This is a genomic window from Pseudomonas frederiksbergensis, from assembly GCF_003732275.1.
Classification (GTDB): domain Bacteria; phylum Pseudomonadota; class Gammaproteobacteria; order Pseudomonadales; family Pseudomonadaceae; genus Aquipseudomonas; species Aquipseudomonas frederiksbergensis_H.
Map to the genome: position 1 here is coordinate 802,336 of NZ_MOBM01000038.1, position 16,976 is coordinate 819,311.

17 protein-coding genes and 1 pseudogene are annotated in these 16,976 nt (G+C 57.0%); 9 read left to right on the forward strand and 9 right to left on the reverse strand.

The window, feature by feature from the left end:
* Positions 1-13: 13 nt before the first annotated feature.
* Positions 14-865, reverse strand: a complete 852-nt coding sequence (locus BK662_RS23110; RefSeq protein ID WP_123359838.1) for a CAP domain-containing protein — start codon at positions 863-865, stop codon at positions 14-16.
* A 28-nt stretch (positions 866-893) separates the two neighbouring features.
* Between BK662_RS23110 and BK662_RS34880 the strand changes: the two genes are divergently transcribed.
* The 3 genes from BK662_RS34880 to BK662_RS23125 all read left to right on the forward strand — a co-directional run bounded on the left by BK662_RS34880 (position 894) and on the right by BK662_RS23125 (position 3,793).
* Complete coding sequence (locus tag BK662_RS34880) at positions 894-1,064, forward strand: hypothetical protein (RefSeq protein ID WP_185047175.1); 171 nt, start codon at positions 894-896, stop codon at positions 1,062-1,064.
* Positions 1,055-1,675: a cell wall hydrolase gene (locus tag BK662_RS23120; protein WP_123359836.1), complete on the forward strand. Its 621-nt coding sequence runs from the start codon at positions 1,055-1,057 to the stop codon at positions 1,673-1,675. Before BK662_RS34880 ends, BK662_RS23120 begins: the two co-directional genes overlap by 10 nt.
* A gap of 216 nt (positions 1,676-1,891) precedes the next feature.
* Positions 1,892-3,793, forward strand: a complete 1,902-nt coding sequence (locus BK662_RS23125; RefSeq protein WP_123359835.1) for a potassium transporter Kup — start codon at positions 1,892-1,894, stop codon at positions 3,791-3,793.
* Positions 3,794-4,026: 233 nt separating this feature from the next.
* Here BK662_RS23125 and BK662_RS23135 read toward each other — a convergent pair whose 3' ends face one another.
* A complete protein-coding gene (locus BK662_RS23135) occupies positions 4,027-5,088 on the reverse strand; it encodes an alkene reductase (RefSeq protein ID WP_123359834.1) in 1,062 nt (353 codons plus the stop codon).
* 102 nt (positions 5,089-5,190) lie between these two features.
* Between BK662_RS23135 and BK662_RS23140 the strand changes: the two genes are divergently transcribed.
* A complete protein-coding gene (locus BK662_RS23140) occupies positions 5,191-6,072 on the forward strand; it encodes a LysR family transcriptional regulator (protein ID WP_123359941.1) in 882 nt (293 codons plus the stop codon).
* A gap of 249 nt (positions 6,073-6,321) precedes the next feature.
* Positions 6,322-8,034: an amidase gene (locus tag BK662_RS23145; RefSeq protein WP_123359833.1), complete on the forward strand. Its 1,713-nt coding sequence runs from the start codon at positions 6,322-6,324 to the stop codon at positions 8,032-8,034.
* A 353-nt stretch (positions 8,035-8,387) separates the two neighbouring features.
* Here BK662_RS23145 and BK662_RS23150 read toward each other — a convergent pair whose 3' ends face one another.
* From BK662_RS23150 to BK662_RS23160, 3 genes are all read right to left on the reverse strand, one after another.
* Positions 8,388-9,257: an AraC family transcriptional regulator gene (locus BK662_RS23150; protein ID WP_123359832.1), complete on the reverse strand. Its 870-nt coding sequence runs from the start codon at positions 9,255-9,257 to the stop codon at positions 8,388-8,390.
* Between the two features lie 295 nt (positions 9,258-9,552).
* A complete protein-coding gene (locus tag BK662_RS23155; protein WP_123359831.1) occupies positions 9,553-9,996 on the reverse strand; it encodes a DUF4124 domain-containing protein in 444 nt (147 codons plus the stop codon).
* Positions 9,997-10,354: 358 nt separating this feature from the next.
* A complete protein-coding gene (locus BK662_RS23160; protein ID WP_259695951.1) occupies positions 10,355-10,732 on the reverse strand; it encodes a hypothetical protein in 378 nt (125 codons plus the stop codon).
* Between the two features lie 68 nt (positions 10,733-10,800).
* On the opposite strand from BK662_RS23160, the pseudogene BK662_RS35430 reads away from it, so the two are divergent.
* Positions 10,801-10,980 (forward strand): annotated as a pseudogene (locus BK662_RS35430) (integrase); the annotation flags it as partial.
* Positions 10,981-11,192: 212 nt separating this feature from the next.
* Entirely contained in the window at positions 11,193-12,389 is a 1,197-nt protein-coding gene (fabV, locus tag BK662_RS23170) for an enoyl-ACP reductase FabV (RefSeq protein WP_123359829.1), read from the forward strand.
* Between the two features lie 188 nt (positions 12,390-12,577).
* On the opposite strand, the gene BK662_RS23175 is transcribed toward fabV, so the two are convergent.
* Positions 12,578-13,003, reverse strand: a complete 426-nt coding sequence (locus BK662_RS23175) for a GNAT family N-acetyltransferase (RefSeq protein WP_123359828.1) — start codon at positions 13,001-13,003, stop codon at positions 12,578-12,580.
* A gap of 304 nt (positions 13,004-13,307) precedes the next feature.
* On the opposite strand from BK662_RS23175, the gene BK662_RS23180 reads away from it, so the two are divergent.
* On the forward strand, positions 13,308-14,024 hold the full coding sequence (locus BK662_RS23180) for a class I SAM-dependent methyltransferase (protein ID WP_123359827.1): 717 nt from the start codon (positions 13,308-13,310) through the stop codon (positions 14,022-14,024).
* A 108-nt stretch (positions 14,025-14,132) separates the two neighbouring features.
* Here the strand turns inward: BK662_RS23180 and BK662_RS23185 are convergent, their stop codons facing one another.
* Positions 14,133-14,612: a VOC family protein gene (locus tag BK662_RS23185; RefSeq protein ID WP_123359826.1), complete on the reverse strand. Its 480-nt coding sequence runs from the start codon at positions 14,610-14,612 to the stop codon at positions 14,133-14,135.
* Between the two features lie 197 nt (positions 14,613-14,809).
* On the opposite strand from BK662_RS23185, the gene BK662_RS35425 reads away from it, so the two are divergent.
* Positions 14,810-15,109, forward strand: a complete 300-nt coding sequence (locus BK662_RS35425) for a hypothetical protein (RefSeq protein WP_123359825.1) — start codon at positions 14,810-14,812, stop codon at positions 15,107-15,109.
* A 126-nt stretch (positions 15,110-15,235) separates the two neighbouring features.
* Here BK662_RS35425 and BK662_RS23195 read toward each other — a convergent pair whose 3' ends face one another.
* Together BK662_RS23195 and BK662_RS23200 are read right to left on the reverse strand one after the other, a co-directional pair.
* A complete protein-coding gene (locus tag BK662_RS23195) occupies positions 15,236-15,754 on the reverse strand; it encodes an isochorismatase family protein (RefSeq protein WP_123359824.1) in 519 nt (172 codons plus the stop codon).
* Positions 15,755-16,028: 274 nt separating this feature from the next.
* Positions 16,029-16,955 carry a sugar ABC transporter substrate-binding protein gene (locus BK662_RS23200; RefSeq protein WP_123359823.1) on the reverse strand — a complete coding sequence of 309 codons (927 nt, stop codon included), beginning with the start codon at positions 16,953-16,955 and terminating at the stop codon, positions 16,029-16,031.
* Positions 16,956-16,976: the final 21 nt, after the last annotated feature.

Below are 16,976 nucleotides of genomic sequence, written 5' to 3' on the forward strand. Positions count from 1 at the left end.
TCGATTCAAGCCTTCACGGCGTACCAAACATCGCCGTCCAGTAAATCCCCGCGTCACTCTTCGGGTCCACCGCATAGGCCGCACCCAGCTCGCGAAATTGCGGGTTCATCAGGTTGGCGCAATGGCCCGGGCTGGCCAGCCAGCCATCGACCACTTTGCGCACGGTGTCTTGCCCGGCGGCGATGTTCTCGCCGACCTGTTGACCGGCGTAACCCGCCAATTCAGCGCGATCACCCGGCGTGCGGCCGTCGCGGTCCTTGTGATCGAAATAGTTATTGTTGGCCATGGCCCGGCTGTGGGTCTCGGCCGCGGAACCCAGCGTGGCGTTCCAGGCCAGCGGCGTCGTGGCGGTAAAGGCTTGGGTGCCGCACTGGCGCGTCTGAGCGCGAGCGCTGTTCATCGCTTCAAGCAGTTTCTGTCCCTCCGCCTGCCAGTCGCCCAGACGCCCGGTCAACAGCGGACGCGCGAGCACGATGCGCCACTCACGGCCATCGCGGCTGACGCCGACGTCGACGAATTGCGGGTCCAGCACCACCTGGCAGAAGCTCTCCTGAATCGCCTTCATGGCGGACGGCGCATCACGCGGGCCAGACAGGCTGATCGCCTGCACATTGACCATCGGATAAGCCGCGCGGGCCAGTGCCTGCTGCAAGTCGCCGATGCTGTTGGCGGACAGGACCAGGCGCGGATCGCTCGCCAGCGGCGGCAACTCCGAAGACGCCTGGCCGCCGCAGCGCTGCACCTGGCTACGGTAAACGTTGATCGACTCGACCAGCTGCGTTTCATCGGCCGCCGAGGCGGCGACGCTGAACACCAGCCCGAATGACAACACGGCAAGATGCAAAACGGATGACAGGCTGCGCATGAAAATCTCCCTTGAACGGACTGCGTCCATGATGCGCGATTTCACCCCTTTGGATGCAATGCCTTTTCGCCTCGACATGCAGATTTTTGTCAGGCTGCTGGAATGCCTTGCGACGACTACAATCACAGCAGGTCAACGCTACAACATCGCCGTTTCATTGCTCAAGCCAGGTTCATCGGAAGGATCGACATGCGATTAAAATGGGTAGTCACCTGCTTCGCAATCATCCTTCTGTGTGGCCAGGTGTTGGCGACTGAGCAGGAGCAAAAACAGGAAGTGGCCGAAGACAAGGCGCAGGTCCTGGAACAGAAAGCCGCCGAGAAGGACAGTGAACTTCCGGTGCCCAAGTCCGCCGTCATCACCCCCTCCGAAGCGCAGGCGGTCGATCCGGCAGGCGCAGCCCCTCTGGACGATGCCATCACCTGCCTTGCACGCAGCATCTATTGGGAATCCAAAGGTGTGGCCGGTGCGGACATGGAAGCCGTTGCCAGCGTGGTCATGAACCGGCTGGGCCATGAGGGTTTTCCCGATACGGTGTGTGCGGTGGTCAAGCAAGGTTCTGAAACGCATGCCTGCCAGTTTTCGTGGTGGTGCGACGGACGTGCGGATCAGGTAAAGGAAGACGACGAATATGTCCTCGCCAAGGAAATCGCGCGCAAGGCACTCAACAAGCAACTCACGGACCGCACCCATGGTGCTTTGTATTTCCACGACAGAACGGTGAAACCCGCCTGGGCGAAGAAATACACCAGGACGGCCGAGACCCGGAGGTTCCTGTTCTATAAACCTCATGGCGGGACGGCGAAGTAGGTGGGAGTCGCTGGCGGAGCGTGCTGTCCGTAGAATTTTACGGATTCTTTACGGTGGGTATTCTTCCTCGCAACGATACTTGCCGCGTTTTTTTGGTCATCGATATGCCTGTAATTTTTCGTCCTTATCAAGCCGTTGGGTCTCATGGCGGCCGAGTCGAAACGTCTACCCAGTGACCCCGCAAACCCTCTTTTCCTCAATTTCGAGAAGCGACCCATGAGCGAAACAGCGATCCCTGCCCATGAAGAAACCCATTCCAAAACCTCGGGAGTGGGTTTGCTCGTCGCCGCGGTGGGCGTGGTTTATGGGGATATTGGCACCAGCCCTCTTTACACCCTCAAAGAAGTGTTCGCCGGTCACTACGGAGTCCAGGCCAATCACGACGGTGTACTGGGTATTCTGTCGTTGATCTTCTGGTCATTGATCTGGGTCGTCTCGATCAAGTACGTGCTGTTTATCCTTCGCGCCAGCAACCAGGGCGAGGGGGGCATCATGGCCTTGACGGCACTGGCACGCAGGGCTGCGGCGCCATATCCCAAGATGAGCAGGGTCCTGGTGCTGCTTGGCCTGTTTGGCGCGGCACTTTTTTACGGCGACAGCATGATCACCCCGGCCATCTCGGTGCTCTCTGCGGTTGAAGGGCTACAGCTTGCGTTCGATGGCATTGAGCATTGGGTGGTTCCGTTGTCCGTGGTCGTCCTGGTAGCACTGTTCCTGATACAGAAACATGGCACGGCTCGTATCGGCATCCTGTTCGGCCCGGTCATGGTGCTGTGGTTTGTGGTGTTGGGTACACTCGGCATTTACGGAATCTTGCAACGGCCGGAAGTTCTGCAAGCGCTGAATCCCGCGTGGGCGGTGCAATTTTTCGTGGTTCATCCGGGCATTGGCGTCGCCATCCTGGGTGCCGTCGTTTTGGCATTGACCGGTGCTGAAGCACTGTATGCCGATATGGGCCATTTTGGTCGCAAACCCATTGCTCGTGCCTGGTTCATCCTGGTGCTCCCCGGCCTGGTACTCAACTACTTTGGCCAAGGCGCGCTGATCCTCGGGAACCCTGAAGCGGTACGTAATCCGTTCTATCTATTGGCACCTGACTGGGCGTTGCTGCCGATGGTCGCGCTCTCGACACTGGCCACCATCATCGCCTCCCAAGCGGTGATTTCCGGCGCATTCTCACTGACTCGCCAGGCTATTCAGCTGGGTTACGTGCCTCGTATGTTTATCCAGCACACCTCCAGTCAGGAGCAGGGGCAGATTTACATCGGCATGGTGAACTGGGCGCTGATGGTCGGCGTCGTGTTGCTGGTCATCGGTTTTGAATCGTCCAGTGCACTGGCGGCGGCATATGGCGTGGCGGTGACGGGGACCATGCTGATTACAACCATTCTGTCCTCGGCCGTCGTATTGCTGCTATGGAAAACACCCCGTTGGCTGGCTATTCCGATGCTGTTGGGGTTTCTCATGGTGGACAGCCTGTACTTCGCCGCCAACGCTTCGAAGATCTTCCAGGGCGGTGCGTTCCCGGTGATTGCCGGTATTGCCCTGTTCATATTGATGACCACCTGGAAACGCGGCCGAAAGATCATTGTCGAGCGACTGGACGAAACCTCGCTGCCGCTGCCGTTGTTCATCAGCAGCATCGGCTCGCAACCACCCCATAGGGTGCAGGGTACCGCGGTATTTCTGACGGCCAGGGCTGATGCGGTCCCTCATGCCCTCTTGCACAACCTGTTGCATAACCAGGTGCTGCACGAGCAGGTGGTGTTGCTTACCGTGGTGTCTGAAGACAGCCCGCGTGTGGCTGCGGATCGGCGATTCGAGGTCGAAGCTTTTGGTGAAGGATTCTTTCGAGTGAGTCTGCACTTTGGTTTTATCGAGGAGCCTGACGTACCTCTGGCGTTGAGCCTTTGCCATTTGAAAGAGTTGGATTTCAGTCCAATGCGTACCACTTACTTCCTCAGCCGAGAGACGGTCATTCCGACCAAGCGTATCGGCATGGCCCGTTGGCGCGAAAACCTGTTCGCGTTCTTGCTGAAGAACGCCAACAGCAACCTCAAATACTTCAAGTTGCCGCTCAATCGTGTGATCGAGCTGGGCACGCAGGTTGAGATGTAGACGGCAACAGTCAGTTAAACGCACCTAAGCCCTGTGGGAGCGAGCCTGCTCGCGATTGCCGTCAGTCATTCCAGTTGATGTCGACTGATCCACCGCTATCGCGAGCAGGCTCGCTCCCACAGGTTTTGTGCTTAATGGCCTGAAAGCTTTTAGCCTTGAAGCGCTTCCATCAGCACTTGCACCAACTGTCCACCTTGCGGCGTAGCCCAGCTTCCGGCGTTTCCTCAGGCGCTTTAAGCCGGGCTCATGGCCGGGTAATCGATATACCCCTGAGCGCCCGGTGCGTAGAACGTGTCTTTGTCCGGCACATTAAGTTCGGCGCCTGTGCGAAAACGCTCGGGCAGGTCGGGGTTGGCGAGGAATGCGTTGCCAAACACCACCGCGTCGGCCTGGCCCTTAGCGAGCAGGGATTGGGCGGCGTTTTGGTCGAGCCCGCCACCGATCAGGTAGCTGCCATCAAACAGTGGGCGCAACAAGGCGTGGTAGTCGACGCTGGCGCCGAACAGGGCAACGTGCAGATAGGCGAGATTCAGCCCGCGCAATTGCTCGACCAGCCAGGTGTAGGTTTCTTGCGGGTTGGCATCGACGATGTCGTTGAAGTTCATTTCAGGGGAGAGCTTGATGCCGACGCGATCACTGCCAATTTCCGTCGCTATGGCGTTCAACACTTCCAGTACAAAGCGAACACGGTTTTCAACCGATCCACCGTACTCATCCGTGCGCTGATTGCTGCTCGTCGAGAGAAACTGTTCCGGCAGATACCCCGAAGCGGCATGCAGCTCGACACCGTCGAAGCCGGCCTCGATGGCCAGGCGTGCGGCCTGACGGTAGCCCTCGATGACCGCGGCAATCTCGACCACGCTCAGCGCATGGGGTGTGACGAAGTCCTGAAGGCCTGAGGCTGTCCAGGTCTGGCCGGCGGGTTTGATCGCGGAGGGGGCCTGTGGCAGGGCGCCGTCAGGCAACAGCGAAGGGTGCGAGATGCGACCGCAGTGCATCAGCTGCATGAAGATTCGTCCGCCACGAGCATGCACGGCCTCAGTGACGTGCTTCCACGCGGCGACCTGCTCAACGGTTTCGATGCCTGGGGTACGGACATAGCCCTTGCCCATTGCAACGGGGAACACCCCTTCACTGATGATCAGCCCGGCGCTGGCACGTTGTGCGTAGTAAGTCGCAACCAGTTCGCTTGGCACACCAGCGTCGTCGGAACGCGAACGGGTCATCGGGGCCATGACCATGCGGTTGGACAGTGTAAGGCGACCGATCTGGACTTGAGAAAAAAGCGAATGCATTGCGGTACTCCTCGGTAAACGATGTGGCTATCATTGATCAATCCGAATCCGGGATAAACCGGGTAAAACTGAATTGACTGATCCACTGATGGAGCAATGACATTGGAGTTTCTCAACGACATGGCATTGTTCGTCGAAGTCGTGAAGGCGCGCAGTTTCCGCCGGGCGGCGGAGGCGATGGGGATGCCGAACTCGACGCTGTCGCGCCGGATAAGTGGCCTCGAGAAGGAAATCGGGCTAAGGCTTTTGCATCGCACCACGCGCAAAATCGAGCTGACCGAGGCGGGGCAGTTGTACTTCGATCGCTGCAAACGCATCGTCGATGAAGCCAGGCTCGCGCACGAGCAGCTCGGCGAAATGCTTGCCCGGCCCAGCGGTGTACTGCGGGCCTCGCTGCCGGTGGATTTCGCCAATATCTACCTGGCACCGCTGATCGCGGAGTTTGCCCGGTTGTATCCCGGCATCAATTTCGAGATTGATTTGACCCCGCGTCAGGTCGATCTGGTGAGTGAGCCGGTTGATGTGGTCATTCGCATGGGCGAACCCGCGAGTTCGAACCTGATCGCCCGTAAGCTCGCCAGTTTGCGCCGCGGCCTGTATGCCTCACCCCGTTATCTCGAACTGTACGGTGATCCGATTCATCCCTCGGACCTGACCGGGCACGAATGCTTGCGTATGCGCGGCACGCGCGCCAACCGCTGGATACTCACCGACAGTGAAGGGGAGGTGGAGGTTGAGGTGGGCGGTCGATTCGAACTCAACAGCGTGGGAATGATTCGACGTCTGGCGACGCTGGATCTGGGTATCGCGTTATTGGGGGAGGGTATCGTTGCGCAAGACCTCGCCGATGGCACACTGCGCAGAGTCTTGCCGCAGTGGCAGGCTTCACCTGTCTCGGTTTACGCCCTCACCGAGACACGGCTGTTGCCAGCGAAAACCCAGCGATTTATCGAGTTTCTGCGTGAGCGGCTTCAGGACGCATAGCGCTCCAGGGCCGTTCATGGAGTGGGCTCTTTCTCTAATCTCATGCAAAATCACGGGTACGACGTACTCACCGCGTATTGATCGCAGATCCTGCAGCAAGCGCCCTGAAATAAAGATGTTAAGCACGTATTGTGGATGATCGAGCGCGCTAATGCAGTGCAACGAGAACCAGTACAAAAACCCATTTTGAGATAAGTGATGTCTTTGAGCCCAAGATCCAGTCACCCATCAGCAGCCGGCGGTAATAGCATGATTGAGGTCACCGAGGTTTCCATTGCCCAACTGCGTGCTGCGCTCGAATCGGGCCAGACGACGGCGGTTGAGCTGGTCCAGGCCTATCTCGCCCGGATCGATGCCTACGACGGTGCCGACACGCCCACCGCCCTCAACGCGGTGGTGGTTCGCAATCCCGATGCACTCAAGGAAGCGCAGGCGTCCGATGCCCGTCGGGCCAAGGGCGAAACGCTGGGTCCGCTCGATGGTATTCCCTATACCGCCAAGGACAGTTATCTGGTGAAGGGGCTCACTGCAGCCTCTGGAAGTCCCGCCTTCGCGAACCTGATTGCTTATCGCGATGCGTTCACCATCGAACGGCTTCGTGCCGCCGGCGCGATTTGCCTGGGCAAAACCAATATGCCGCCCATGGCCAACGGCGGCATGCAGCGCGGGGTCTACGGTCGTGCGGAGAGCCCGTACAACGCTGGCTATCTCACCGCACCCTTCGCGTCGGGCTCATCGAACGGCGCCGGTACTGCAACCGCCGCCAGCTTCGCTGCATTCGGCCTCGCCGAAGAAACCTGGTCGAGCGGCCGGGGGCCTGCATCGAACAATGGCTTGTGCGCCTATACGCCTTCGCGCGGAGTGATCTCGGTGCGCGGGAACTGGCCGTTGACGCCGACCATGGACGTTGTCGTGCCGTTTGCCAGAACCATGGCCGACCTGCTCGAAGTGCTCGACGTGGTGGTGGCGGACGATCCCGACACACGAGGCGACCTGTGGCGGATGCAACCTTGGGTGCCCATCCCGAGTGTCGCTTCGGTGCGTCCCGCTTCCTATCAGTCGCTTGCCGCGAATACCGATGCCCTCGCCGGAAAGCGCTTCGGCGTTCCTCGTATGTACATCAACGCCGATCCCGATGCAGGCACCAGCGATGCGCCTGGCATCGGCGGTCCGACGGGCCAGCGAATCAACACCCGTCCCTCGGTTATCGGGCTCTGGGAAGAGGCTCGCAAAGCACTCGAAGCCTTTGGTGCCGAAGTGATCGAAGTCGATTTCCCGCTGGTCTCCAATTGCGAGGGTGATCGTCCAGGTGCGCCGACGGTGTTTAACCGGGGCCTGGTTTCCAAAGAGTTCCTTCACCATGAGTTGTGGGACCTGACGGCCTGGGCATTTGACGATTTTCTGCAGGCCAATGGTGATCCAAAACTGAATCGCCTGGCCGATGTGAACGGCCCGCTGATTTTCCCGCACGATCCGGGGACGCTGCCCAACCGTGAGGGCGACCTTGCCGCTGGTATGGACGAATATGTGCGGATGGCCGAGCGCGGCATCACCCCTTGGGATCAGATCACCACAGTACCTGACGGACTACGCGGCCTTGAGCAGACGCGCCGAATCGATCTTGAGGACTGGATGGATCGGTTGGGGCTCGACGCAGTGATCTTCCCGACGGTGGCCGACGTTGGGCCGGCGAATGCCGATGTCGATTCGAAGTCTGCGGACATCGCATGGAGTAACGGTGTCTGGGTCGCCAACGGCAACCTCGCCATCCGCCACTTGGGTGTTCCCACGGTCACGGTGCCGATGGGTGTCATGCCGGACATTGGCATGCCCGTCGGGCTGACCTTCGCCGGTCGTGCCTATGACGATTCGACGCTGCTTCGCTTGGCTTCGGCGTTTGAGTCGACGGGGACGAAACGATTGATTCCGCCTCGAACCCCACCATTGTCGGGTGGTCAATAATAGGAAGGGCGGGATTGGGGCGTTACACGTTCCAAATCCCGCCCGGTAACGGTAAGCCAGAGCAGTCTGGCTCGTGTCGCAGTCCAATCCAGGTGGAGAGGCGGACTTCATGAACAACATCATCTACATCGTCGGGGTCGTTGTAATCGTCGTGGTTATCCTGTCGTTCCTCGGGTTTGCATAGCTTCGATGGCCGTCTTTATTCATCGATTGTGATCGATTTTCATGACGTCGACGTCCGCCTCATCATCAGTGCTTCGATGATGGCACGGACGTCCACTCGTCACATGACGATGCCGATATCGCGCTCAAAAACGTTTTTACACAGCTTCGGTCAAAAGCTGCTTGCTCCGCTATTGCAGCGGAACATACACATCAGTTTGCCATTGATCCTGCGGTGTCTCGGGATAGACGCTCAGGTAATGAAAGAACAGTGGCTGGTCACGAAGTTCCTCTCCACTGGCGGGAAGCCAATCGCGGTAAATCGGATAGATCGTTTCGCCGATGTGATCCGGTGACCCCGCGTGTCGCACCACGACGCAGCGACCGCCAGGAATGACGATCTCATGAACGCCGAACCCATTCGGCGCCACGGCCTCGTGAATCTCGCCGCAAATGGCGAAGCGAAATGCTTGTGGAGGTGTCGTATCGGGGTTGCCATAGGGAATGCCAAAGGTGCGACTCGAGGCCACCGGCGACTGTCCGCTCTGCATACGCCACTCGATGAACTTGCACACGCTCTCATTGACGAGCCCGGCTGGTCCGCAGTGCTCAAGCGTTGCTACCCTGACTTCAGGGAATTCCACGATTCGTACTTGCATGATAATAGTCCTGGAAAAGTGAGGGATTGCGAATACCGCATTCCAGACCTGCCAGTTCGGTTCCTTCCTGAACGCACTCGGCGTCATACCGAACGCCCGCCTGAATGCCCTGCAAAATGCCTCGGGACTTTCAAAGCCGGCACCAAGTGCGGCGTCCAGTACCGAGTGATCAGCGAGGGCGGCCAGGCGATGTGCCGCGCGTCGTAGCCGCATCAGCTGCACATAACGTGAGACAGGCACTCCTACGAACGCGGTGAATTGTCGATGGAAGTGAAACACCGAAAAGTTCGCCACATGGCTCAACGTCTTCACCGACAGGTCACCTTCGAGATGGGCATCAATGTAGGCGAGTACGGCGTTGAAGCGTTTTGTGTAAGCGAAGTTGGTCGGCATGTCGGACACTGGGAAAAGGCTCCTGGAAGTACGGTCGGCAATAGAGTCGACTATAGCGGCGTGAACGTGCCTAGCCGCGTTTGCTCAAGGCACGTTTTGGGTTGGCCAATGCGATATCTTCCAAAGCGATGTAAAGGTCGAGGGCATTCCAGATGTCACTTCTGGCCGATTGCTGCCTGTGACGAAAAGCTGCTTCGACCATGGACCGAAATAGCGGTATCACTTGTTCGCTAGATAGGCGCTTGAGCAGCGCGCGAAGTCCGGTCACGCGAGACCATCAATTCAAATTCGTCATTCAAAACAATTAGTGTTGGTAGTAAAGTTCTCGAGCCTCCTCTTTCAGACGCATCGATTTTTCGTGGTTGGTTTCGCTACCCTTATTTTTGATCACCGTCACGCCAGGGATTTTCGGTTTCAGACTGTCGAGATACTCCTCCTGAGCCCTTAAACGTCGCTTGATACGACCATCCCTTGTATCTTCATCGGCGGAATCTTGGACTACGGTCGGCGAGTTATGAGGCGAATCCGAATCCACGCTTTGGGTTTTCCGTTGCCCAGAAGATGGTTGGATGGGCCCCCCCATGTTGTTGATTTTCAGCTCTTGTAATTCTGCGCTCCCGTTTGCGGTTCCGCATCCGGAGTTCGAGAAAACCACACGACCATCCGGGGTCGTGCATTTGTACACATCCGCAGCTTGGACGATGGTGGTACAAAGAGCCGCGAGTGCCAAGTGCGAAGTCCATTTCATGATGCACCCCCCCAGAAGGCTGGACGACACTGCAAACTGCTGTGGCGCTTCCCATTTCTGAGCTTAATCGTAAAAAGTACAGTGACATTGATGATAGCCGCAATGGTCAAGATTGCTGCCGGGCGCGCGCTCCATTATCGGAACGGGAGAGACGGGCTTTCGAAGACTGACCGCCCCTCGCCTGGTAACTGCCCGTCAGGGAGGGGTGCAATATGGCCCATGGTTGCCTGTTGCAAAGGTCTGCAATCGATCCCGCTTTAGTAATGCAGTTAAATCACCTTTTAGATCCCCGCCGCATCGTTGATAGCCGCCTCATATGCATGCTTCTCAAATGTGAAGGGGCCAACGCCTTCTATGATTAAAGGCTCTTCATAACCGTTCTCGTAAGCAAAGGAATCCCACGTAAAGCAGTCATCGTTTTGGCGAACATGCACCGAGTAGGAACCACACCCATGTCGCCGCACTCGGGGCAAATGTAGAGGAGGATACGACCACTTTCTGTTTCAGCGTGTTCGCATAAAAGCAGGCGAGAGTTAGACAGGTTGTTTGGCTCCGGAAAGCCTTTGACGAAACAGCCCATATAGTCTGAATGATCACCAGCAGCTGTGATGAGAGCATTGAGCAATGAACGTTCGTCAATTAGAAAATCGATGGAGCATCGTTCGGCCACGGTGCAGCCATTTGAGTAGCTCCCCGGACGAAACAACTGTTGAAATGTGAGGGAGCGGGTGTCCATTCTCGCGACCATTTTATGCACCGAATGTGCGTGAGATTACCGTAGAGAGGTTGCCGATGCAGGACACACCAACCATGTACGGTACCCACACGCTACGGAGAACCAAGGTATCGCTAATCTATCGCAGGACGAAGAACCTGAGAGCAATGCGACTCCTGCTTGGCCGTACGAAGCTTGGATGTACCGTCAGATACCTGGGGATCGAGGTCGATGACGCCCTGGAAATTGCGGAACAGACGGACGTCTGACCACCCACTGCAACGGTCGAGGCTAGACCGTCGCAGTCTCTTGCCCGGCTCGAGGTCGGCCAATGCCATATGACTAGAAGGAAGGATTTGTTCAAGTATTGCTTGGCGAGGCACCAATCGCTGCAGATCTTCCATCGTGACGTTCCAGCTTTCCAGGCGTCTATAACTTTGTAGCCAAGGTTGGCTCTCATCCTGGAAGAGGGAGAACTTTTATGATCATTAAACCGCGCGTTCGCGGCTTTGTCTGTGTGACTACCCATCCCACTGGCTGCGAAGCCAACGTAAAGAATCAGATCGATTACGTTACTACGAAAGGATTGATCACCGGAGGGCCAAAGAGCGTACTCGTGATCGGTGCATCGACCGGATACGGACTTGCTGCGCGGATAACGGCAGCTTTTGGTTGTGGCGCCAGCACTCTCGGTGTGTTTTTCGAACGTGAAGGCGATGAGGGCAAGCTCGGCACCGCCGGCTGGTACAACACAGCGGCCTTTCACACGTTTGCCGAGTCCGACGGCCTCTACGCCAAGAGCATCAACGGCGATGCTTTTTCCGATGAGATCAAACAGAAGACTATCGACGTTATCAAGCGCGACTTCGGGAAGGTCGACCTGGTTGTTTACAGTCTTGCCGCACCGCGCCGGACACACCCCAAGACGGGTGAAGTATTCAGTTCTACCCTCAAGCCGCTCGACAAGGCCGTGACCTTGCGGGGTCTGGATACTGATAAGGAAGTGGTCAAGGACACCACGCTACAACCCGCGACCCAAAGCGAAATCGATGGCACGGTGGCCGTGATGGGCGGCGAAGACTGGCAGATGTGGATCGATGCCCTGCACGAAGCGGGTGTTTTGGCTGATGGGGCGAAAACGACCGCGTTCACTTACCTGGGCGAAAAACTGACTCATGACATCTATTGGAATGGCTCCATTGGTGCGGCCAAGAAGGACCTGGATCAGAAAGTCCTTGGTATCCGTGAACGGTTGGCTGTGCTGGGGGGCGATGCGCGGGTCTCGGTATTGAAAGCGGTGGTTACCCAGGCAAGTTCAGCTATTCCGATCATGCCGCTGTATCTGTCATTGTTGTTTAAAGTCATGAAAGCGCAGGGCACACACGAGGGGTGTATCGAGCAGGTCTACGCGCTCTACAAAGACAGCTTGTACGGCCATTCTCCAGTTATGGATCAAGAGGGTCGCCTGCGCGCGGACTACAAGGAGCTGGCTCCCGAAATCCAGAATCGCGTCAAGCAACTCTGGGATCAGGTCAGCAATGACAACCTTTATGAACTTACTGACTTTGTCGGTTACAAGACGGAGTTCCTGCGTCTCTTCGGTTTCGGGATCGAAGGGGTGGACTACGAGGCTGAGGTCGATCCGGACGTCAAGATCTCCAACCTGGTTCAGGCTTAGGTCGCAAGTGTGAAAAGCTGCCTCGACGCCTCTGAGGCAGCTGCTGTCGTGGAGTGCTGTAAATGGATGTCTGCTTCTGGCCGATTACTGCCTGCAGTGAAGGGCAGCAGTCGACCCAAAGCTGACGGTCAGCATTGGCTGAAATTGGTCTGCTATGAAGCAGTTATCTGGCCAAGATCAAAACGTTGTCAGCACAACAGCTTCTGGTAATAGAGTCGGGTATGTCCCGGTGGATAGTCTGCCAGGCGTCCGAATTCGGAGTAGCCCAGTTTTTGATAAAAGCCTGGTGCCTGAAAGCTGAAGGTCTCCAGCCAAATACCAGTGCAGTTCTTTTTCTGAGCGATATCTTCGGCCATGCGCATTAGCCGCTCTCCGATACCTCGGCCACGCATCGACTCGGGAACGCTGACAAGATCAATGAGCAGCCATTGATATGAGACCTTGCCGTATAGCCCGCCTATAACTTCATTACTGTCAGGGTCTCGTAGCAACAGGGCAAATGTTTCATGGGCGTCATCCCCACCGTTGGCCAGATTATGGGCCAGTAAAGAAGTCAAAATTCCTAACCGCTCTGCTTCGGTCGCGTTTTCCGAAAGCTGGATCTCTACAGACATGACGCTCTCCCTGAGCTATGAGTAAATGGGTCAACAAGGTAGCCCATTTCTGTCACCCCATGGTGAAGCAGTAAATCGTCCGTTTTTTTGATGGGCTGGACGGCTGCTCTTGGCCGATAGCGGTCTGTCAGGAAGAGCTGCAACCGACCCAAAGCTAACTGTCGCCACAAGGCTGAATCAGCTTAAGCAGACGAGAAAAATGTTTGGGCTATATATTCCTTACGGGAATGCAATACATAAAATTAATGAATTTTTATTATTGCTGGGTATAACGTAGCTTGATTCAAGGACATGGAGAACCGCCTTGAAATCATACCCTCTCAACGCTGCTGGAAAATTTGATATCTCACGAGCCAATGAGTACGGACGACAGAGCCGTATTGCACTAGCCGGATATGACGCTTGCCAAGACTTGGCGGCGTGCATGCTGGCGGCAAGCCTTGGTAATACAAGCATGGCAAAAATACTGGTAGTGGGCGCTGGGGGCACGGCGCAGGAGATTATTGCTATGGCCAAGCTTGAGCCGGGTTGGCGCTTCACTGCCGTTGATCCATCCGAGCCGATGCTGGAGGCAGCAAAGCAGCAGTTAGAGGCGAACAACTTGCTTGAAAGAACGACCATGCATCTTGGGCATGTTGAAGACCTGGCAGCAGACGAATCATACGACGCAGCCACCTTGATCGGTGTACTCCATCATCTCGATGGAGATGATACCAAGCGACAAATTTTACGATCCATTCGGACTCATCTAAAGCCGGATGCACCGCTGATTGTCGCGGGGAATCAATATGCTTATGCCAGCCAGCCGTTACTGCTTGCTGCCTGGGGGCAACGGTGGCGGCAGCATGGAGCCAGCCCGGATGAAGTGAAGGTCAAGCTTGGGAAGATCCTTCAAGGTGCGGACCCTCCACACTCCGAGGCGGCGGTTCAAAAGCTGTTGCATGACGCCGGATTTGGGGATGCCACCCGTTTCTTCAGCAGTCTTTTCTGGGGGGCGTGGTTGACGTGCAAAGCGGCCTGAACATGGAGGCTTTTTGGCCGATATCTGCCGGTTACAGTTTTTCAGTACCCGGCTTCAGCACCGGCCACATCCGACACGTCCAAGCGCGCCAACCCCAGGCACCGCTGGTTAACCCTTCAGAGCCGCTTCAATCGCAGCGATGTCGATCTTTATCATCCCCATCATGGCGTCGAACGCGCGCTTGGCCGCCGCTCGATCAGGATCGGTTATCGCCGCTGTCAGAACGCGTGGGGTGATTTGCCATGACAGTCCCCACTTGTCCTTGCACCAGCCGCATGCACTTTCCTGGCCGCCGTTTTTGACAATCGCGTTCCACAAGCGGTCTGTTTCGGCTTGGTCGTCGGTCGCCACCTGGAACGAGAAAGCCTCGTTGTGCTTGAACGCCGAGCCCCCGTTCAGCCCAAGGCAAGGAATGCCCATCACCGTGAACTCGACCGTCAAGACATCGCCCTGTTTGCCCGCCGGATAATCGCCCGGTGCGTGAAAGACAGCTCCCACAGCGCTGTCCGGGAACGTCTCGGCATAGAACGTCGCAGCATCCAGCGCGGTGCCGTCGTACCAGAGACAAATCGTGTTTTTGCTGATCATCTCGGTTCTCCAAAATAGGGACTGATGCATACATTTTAGTAGCGTAGGCAACCGGGCTATTTTGGCAACTTCCGGAGAGTGGCAGGCCCGCGCAAATCAGTCCGCTGAACGGAGCCAAGGGCAGGCACAACACCGTCTAATCTGAATAGTACACGAGCACAAACGTGGCTCATGCCTCTTGCTACAGGGGAAACGGGATGACCGGAACAACAGCGTGCCAATGCTCGTCATGGGTTCTACTCTCCCTGTTAGTCATCAACCTGGCGCTGACGGCGGGATGTTCAAGCAACGTTTCCACGGCTCGCTATTCGGCCTCAAACATAGGCTCAAGCTGTTATGCAAAAGCGCTACCCACCGCTGGTGAAGGTGGCCTGGCTTGGGGCTCAACCTTGAGCATGGCGCGCGAAAAATCCCTGACTAATTGCATACGCTATGCCGGCCGATCCGGTGGCACGCCGGGTACCTGCCACGTGGTTTTGTCGGAGTGCAAAAATTAGAAAATGGCTCGTTAGATGGAACGAGCGAGTAGTGTCAGGCCCGATATCTGACACGCTCGGGCTCAAGCGGAAACGACGCCGACGAAGGATAGATCGACCCAGCCTGAGCCGATCTATCAACGTTGGTCAGAAGTGCCAGTTCTCAGCGCGAACGACACGACAGAATGGGCCCGCCAGGGTTGCATTGTGATGAGCGACGATATTTTCGGCCGTCAACGCAGGGGTGTCGGCGCAGGTATGACCATCGGCGATCAGCACTGCATCGAACCCAAGATCTCGTGCGGCGCGGCAGGTGCTGTCGACACAATACTGGGTCTTCATTCCGGCAATAACCACACCTTGAGATTCACACGCTTTTAACCGATCGGCCAGATCAGTCATGGCGAAAGCGTTGGGTCGGCTTTTTTCGAAGATCACTTCGTCGCCTTGTAGCAGCAGTTCCTGCACCAGTTGTGTCAACGGGCTCGCAGGCTCGATAGGCGAGCCAGGCGGACCCACATGGCGAGCCAGGAAAACTGGTGCGCCTGCCTTCCGGGCTTTGCTCAGCAGGCTATTCAAGGTATTTAACAGCGCTTCGCCAGCCCAGGGTTTATCCGGGCCATGAAACAATCCAACCTGCATATCGAGAATCAACAGTGCATGCATAGTGCTTTTTCTTGCGTTTGGACCAGTGACACAAGGGCAAAAGAAAAGGCCCTCTCCATCACTGGCGGGCCTTTGAAGTTCGTGCGTTATTGGCTCACGACACCTCTCACGACCCGCCCTGGGCGGTCGTGGTTGTGGTGGTCGAGGCAATGCGTGGTTGATTCATGAAGCTGACAGTATCTGCACGGTGCCTGGTTGGCAAGGGCGCGCATCCGTGCGCCAAACATCGTGATGCCACGGGTCGCTTTGAGGAGTAGGCCGCAACCGTTTGACGCTATTTATAATGCTGCTCAAACACCGCTACCTGCTCCGGCGTGATCAGCTGAAAGGGCACCCAGACATCCGTCTCGACCGGCTCCCCTTTGATCATTTTGATGGCCGCTTGCAGCGCGCTGGTCGCTTGGGCTTTGGGGTCTTGAAACACGGAGGCTACGAGCATTCCTCGCTTGATGGCCGCCAGGCCGTCAGGCAGGCCGTCGATGCCGACAATTGCAATCTCGCCCTTGGCTTTACCGGCTTGCTGCAGTGCCATGGCGGCGCCGATGGCCATCTCGTCGTTGTTGGCAACGATGGCATCGAAGCCGGTGCCGGCCAGCAGCCAGTTGCTGGTCAGGTCCATCCCTTTGTTGCGCTGCCACTCGGCACTTTGTTGTTCGACGATCTTGATCCCGGGATAGTCCTTGAGCACCTGTTTGACGCCTTCGGTGCGGTCGTGCGTGGAGTTCTGCGCCAGGTCGCCCATGATGATCGCGATGTTGCCTTTGCCCGCCATCTTGTCAGCCAGGTAGCGCATTTGCAGCTGCCCGGCCTCAACGTCGTTGGACGCGACCGTGACCACGCCTTTGGGCAGGACGCGTTCGTCCGGATGGCGGTTAACGTAGACCAGCGGTATTTTCGCTTCGACGGCGGCGCGAGTCATGTTGGCGGTGGCGGCGGTGTCCACGGGCAGGACGATGACGGCATCCACCTTCTGGCCGAGAAAGCCCTGAATCTGATTGAGCTGGCGAACCACATCGCCCTGGGCATCCTCGAACTGGATCTCGACGTTTTCCTTCCTGGCGGCATCTTCCAGGCCGCTGCGCACATAGGTCATGAAGTTGTCGTCAACCCTGGCAATGCTGACGCCGATGCGATAGCTGGCGGCGGCCCATTGGCTGAAGAGGAATAACAGCGTGGCAAAAAGAAGTGTGCAGCGACGCATGATGGTTTTTCCTTTTTTGTT

Bases quoted from the DNA above. Each gene is read 5' to 3' on its own strand.
- BK662_RS23110 (WP_123359838.1), bottom strand. From the start codon at position 865: ATGCGCAGCCTGTCATCCGTTTTGCATCTTGCCGTGTTGTCATTCGGG.
- BK662_RS34880 (WP_185047175.1), top strand. From the start codon at position 894: ATGATGCGCGATTTCACCCCTTTGGATGCAATGCCTTTTCGCCTCGAC.
- BK662_RS23120 (WP_123359836.1), top strand. From the start codon at position 1,055: ATGCGATTAAAATGGGTAGTCACCTGCTTCGCAATCATCCTTCTGTGT.
- BK662_RS23125 (WP_123359835.1), top strand. From the start codon at position 1,892: ATGAGCGAAACAGCGATCCCTGCCCATGAAGAAACCCATTCCAAAACC.
- BK662_RS23135 (WP_123359834.1), bottom strand. From the start codon at position 5,088: ATGCATTCGCTTTTTTCTCAAGTCCAGATCGGTCGCCTTACACTGTCC.
- BK662_RS23145 (WP_123359833.1), top strand. From the start codon at position 6,322: ATGATTGAGGTCACCGAGGTTTCCATTGCCCAACTGCGTGCTGCGCTC.
- BK662_RS23155 (WP_123359831.1), bottom strand. From the start codon at position 9,996: ATGAAATGGACTTCGCACTTGGCACTCGCGGCTCTTTGTACCACCATC.
- BK662_RS23160 (WP_259695951.1), bottom strand. From the start codon at position 10,732: ATGGACACCCGCTCCCTCACATTTCAACAGTTGTTTCGTCCGGGGAGC.
- fabV (WP_123359829.1), top strand. From the start codon at position 11,193: ATGATCATTAAACCGCGCGTTCGCGGCTTTGTCTGTGTGACTACCCAT.
- BK662_RS23175 (WP_123359828.1), bottom strand. From the start codon at position 13,003: ATGTCTGTAGAGATCCAGCTTTCGGAAAACGCGACCGAAGCAGAGCGG.
- BK662_RS23185 (WP_123359826.1), bottom strand. From the start codon at position 14,612: ATGATCAGCAAAAACACGATTTGTCTCTGGTACGACGGCACCGCGCTG.
- BK662_RS35425 (WP_123359825.1), top strand. From the start codon at position 14,810: ATGACCGGAACAACAGCGTGCCAATGCTCGTCATGGGTTCTACTCTCC.
- BK662_RS23195 (WP_123359824.1), bottom strand. From the start codon at position 15,754: ATGCATGCACTGTTGATTCTCGATATGCAGGTTGGATTGTTTCATGGC.
- BK662_RS23200 (WP_123359823.1), bottom strand. From the start codon at position 16,955: ATGCGTCGCTGCACACTTCTTTTTGCCACGCTGTTATTCCTCTTCAGC.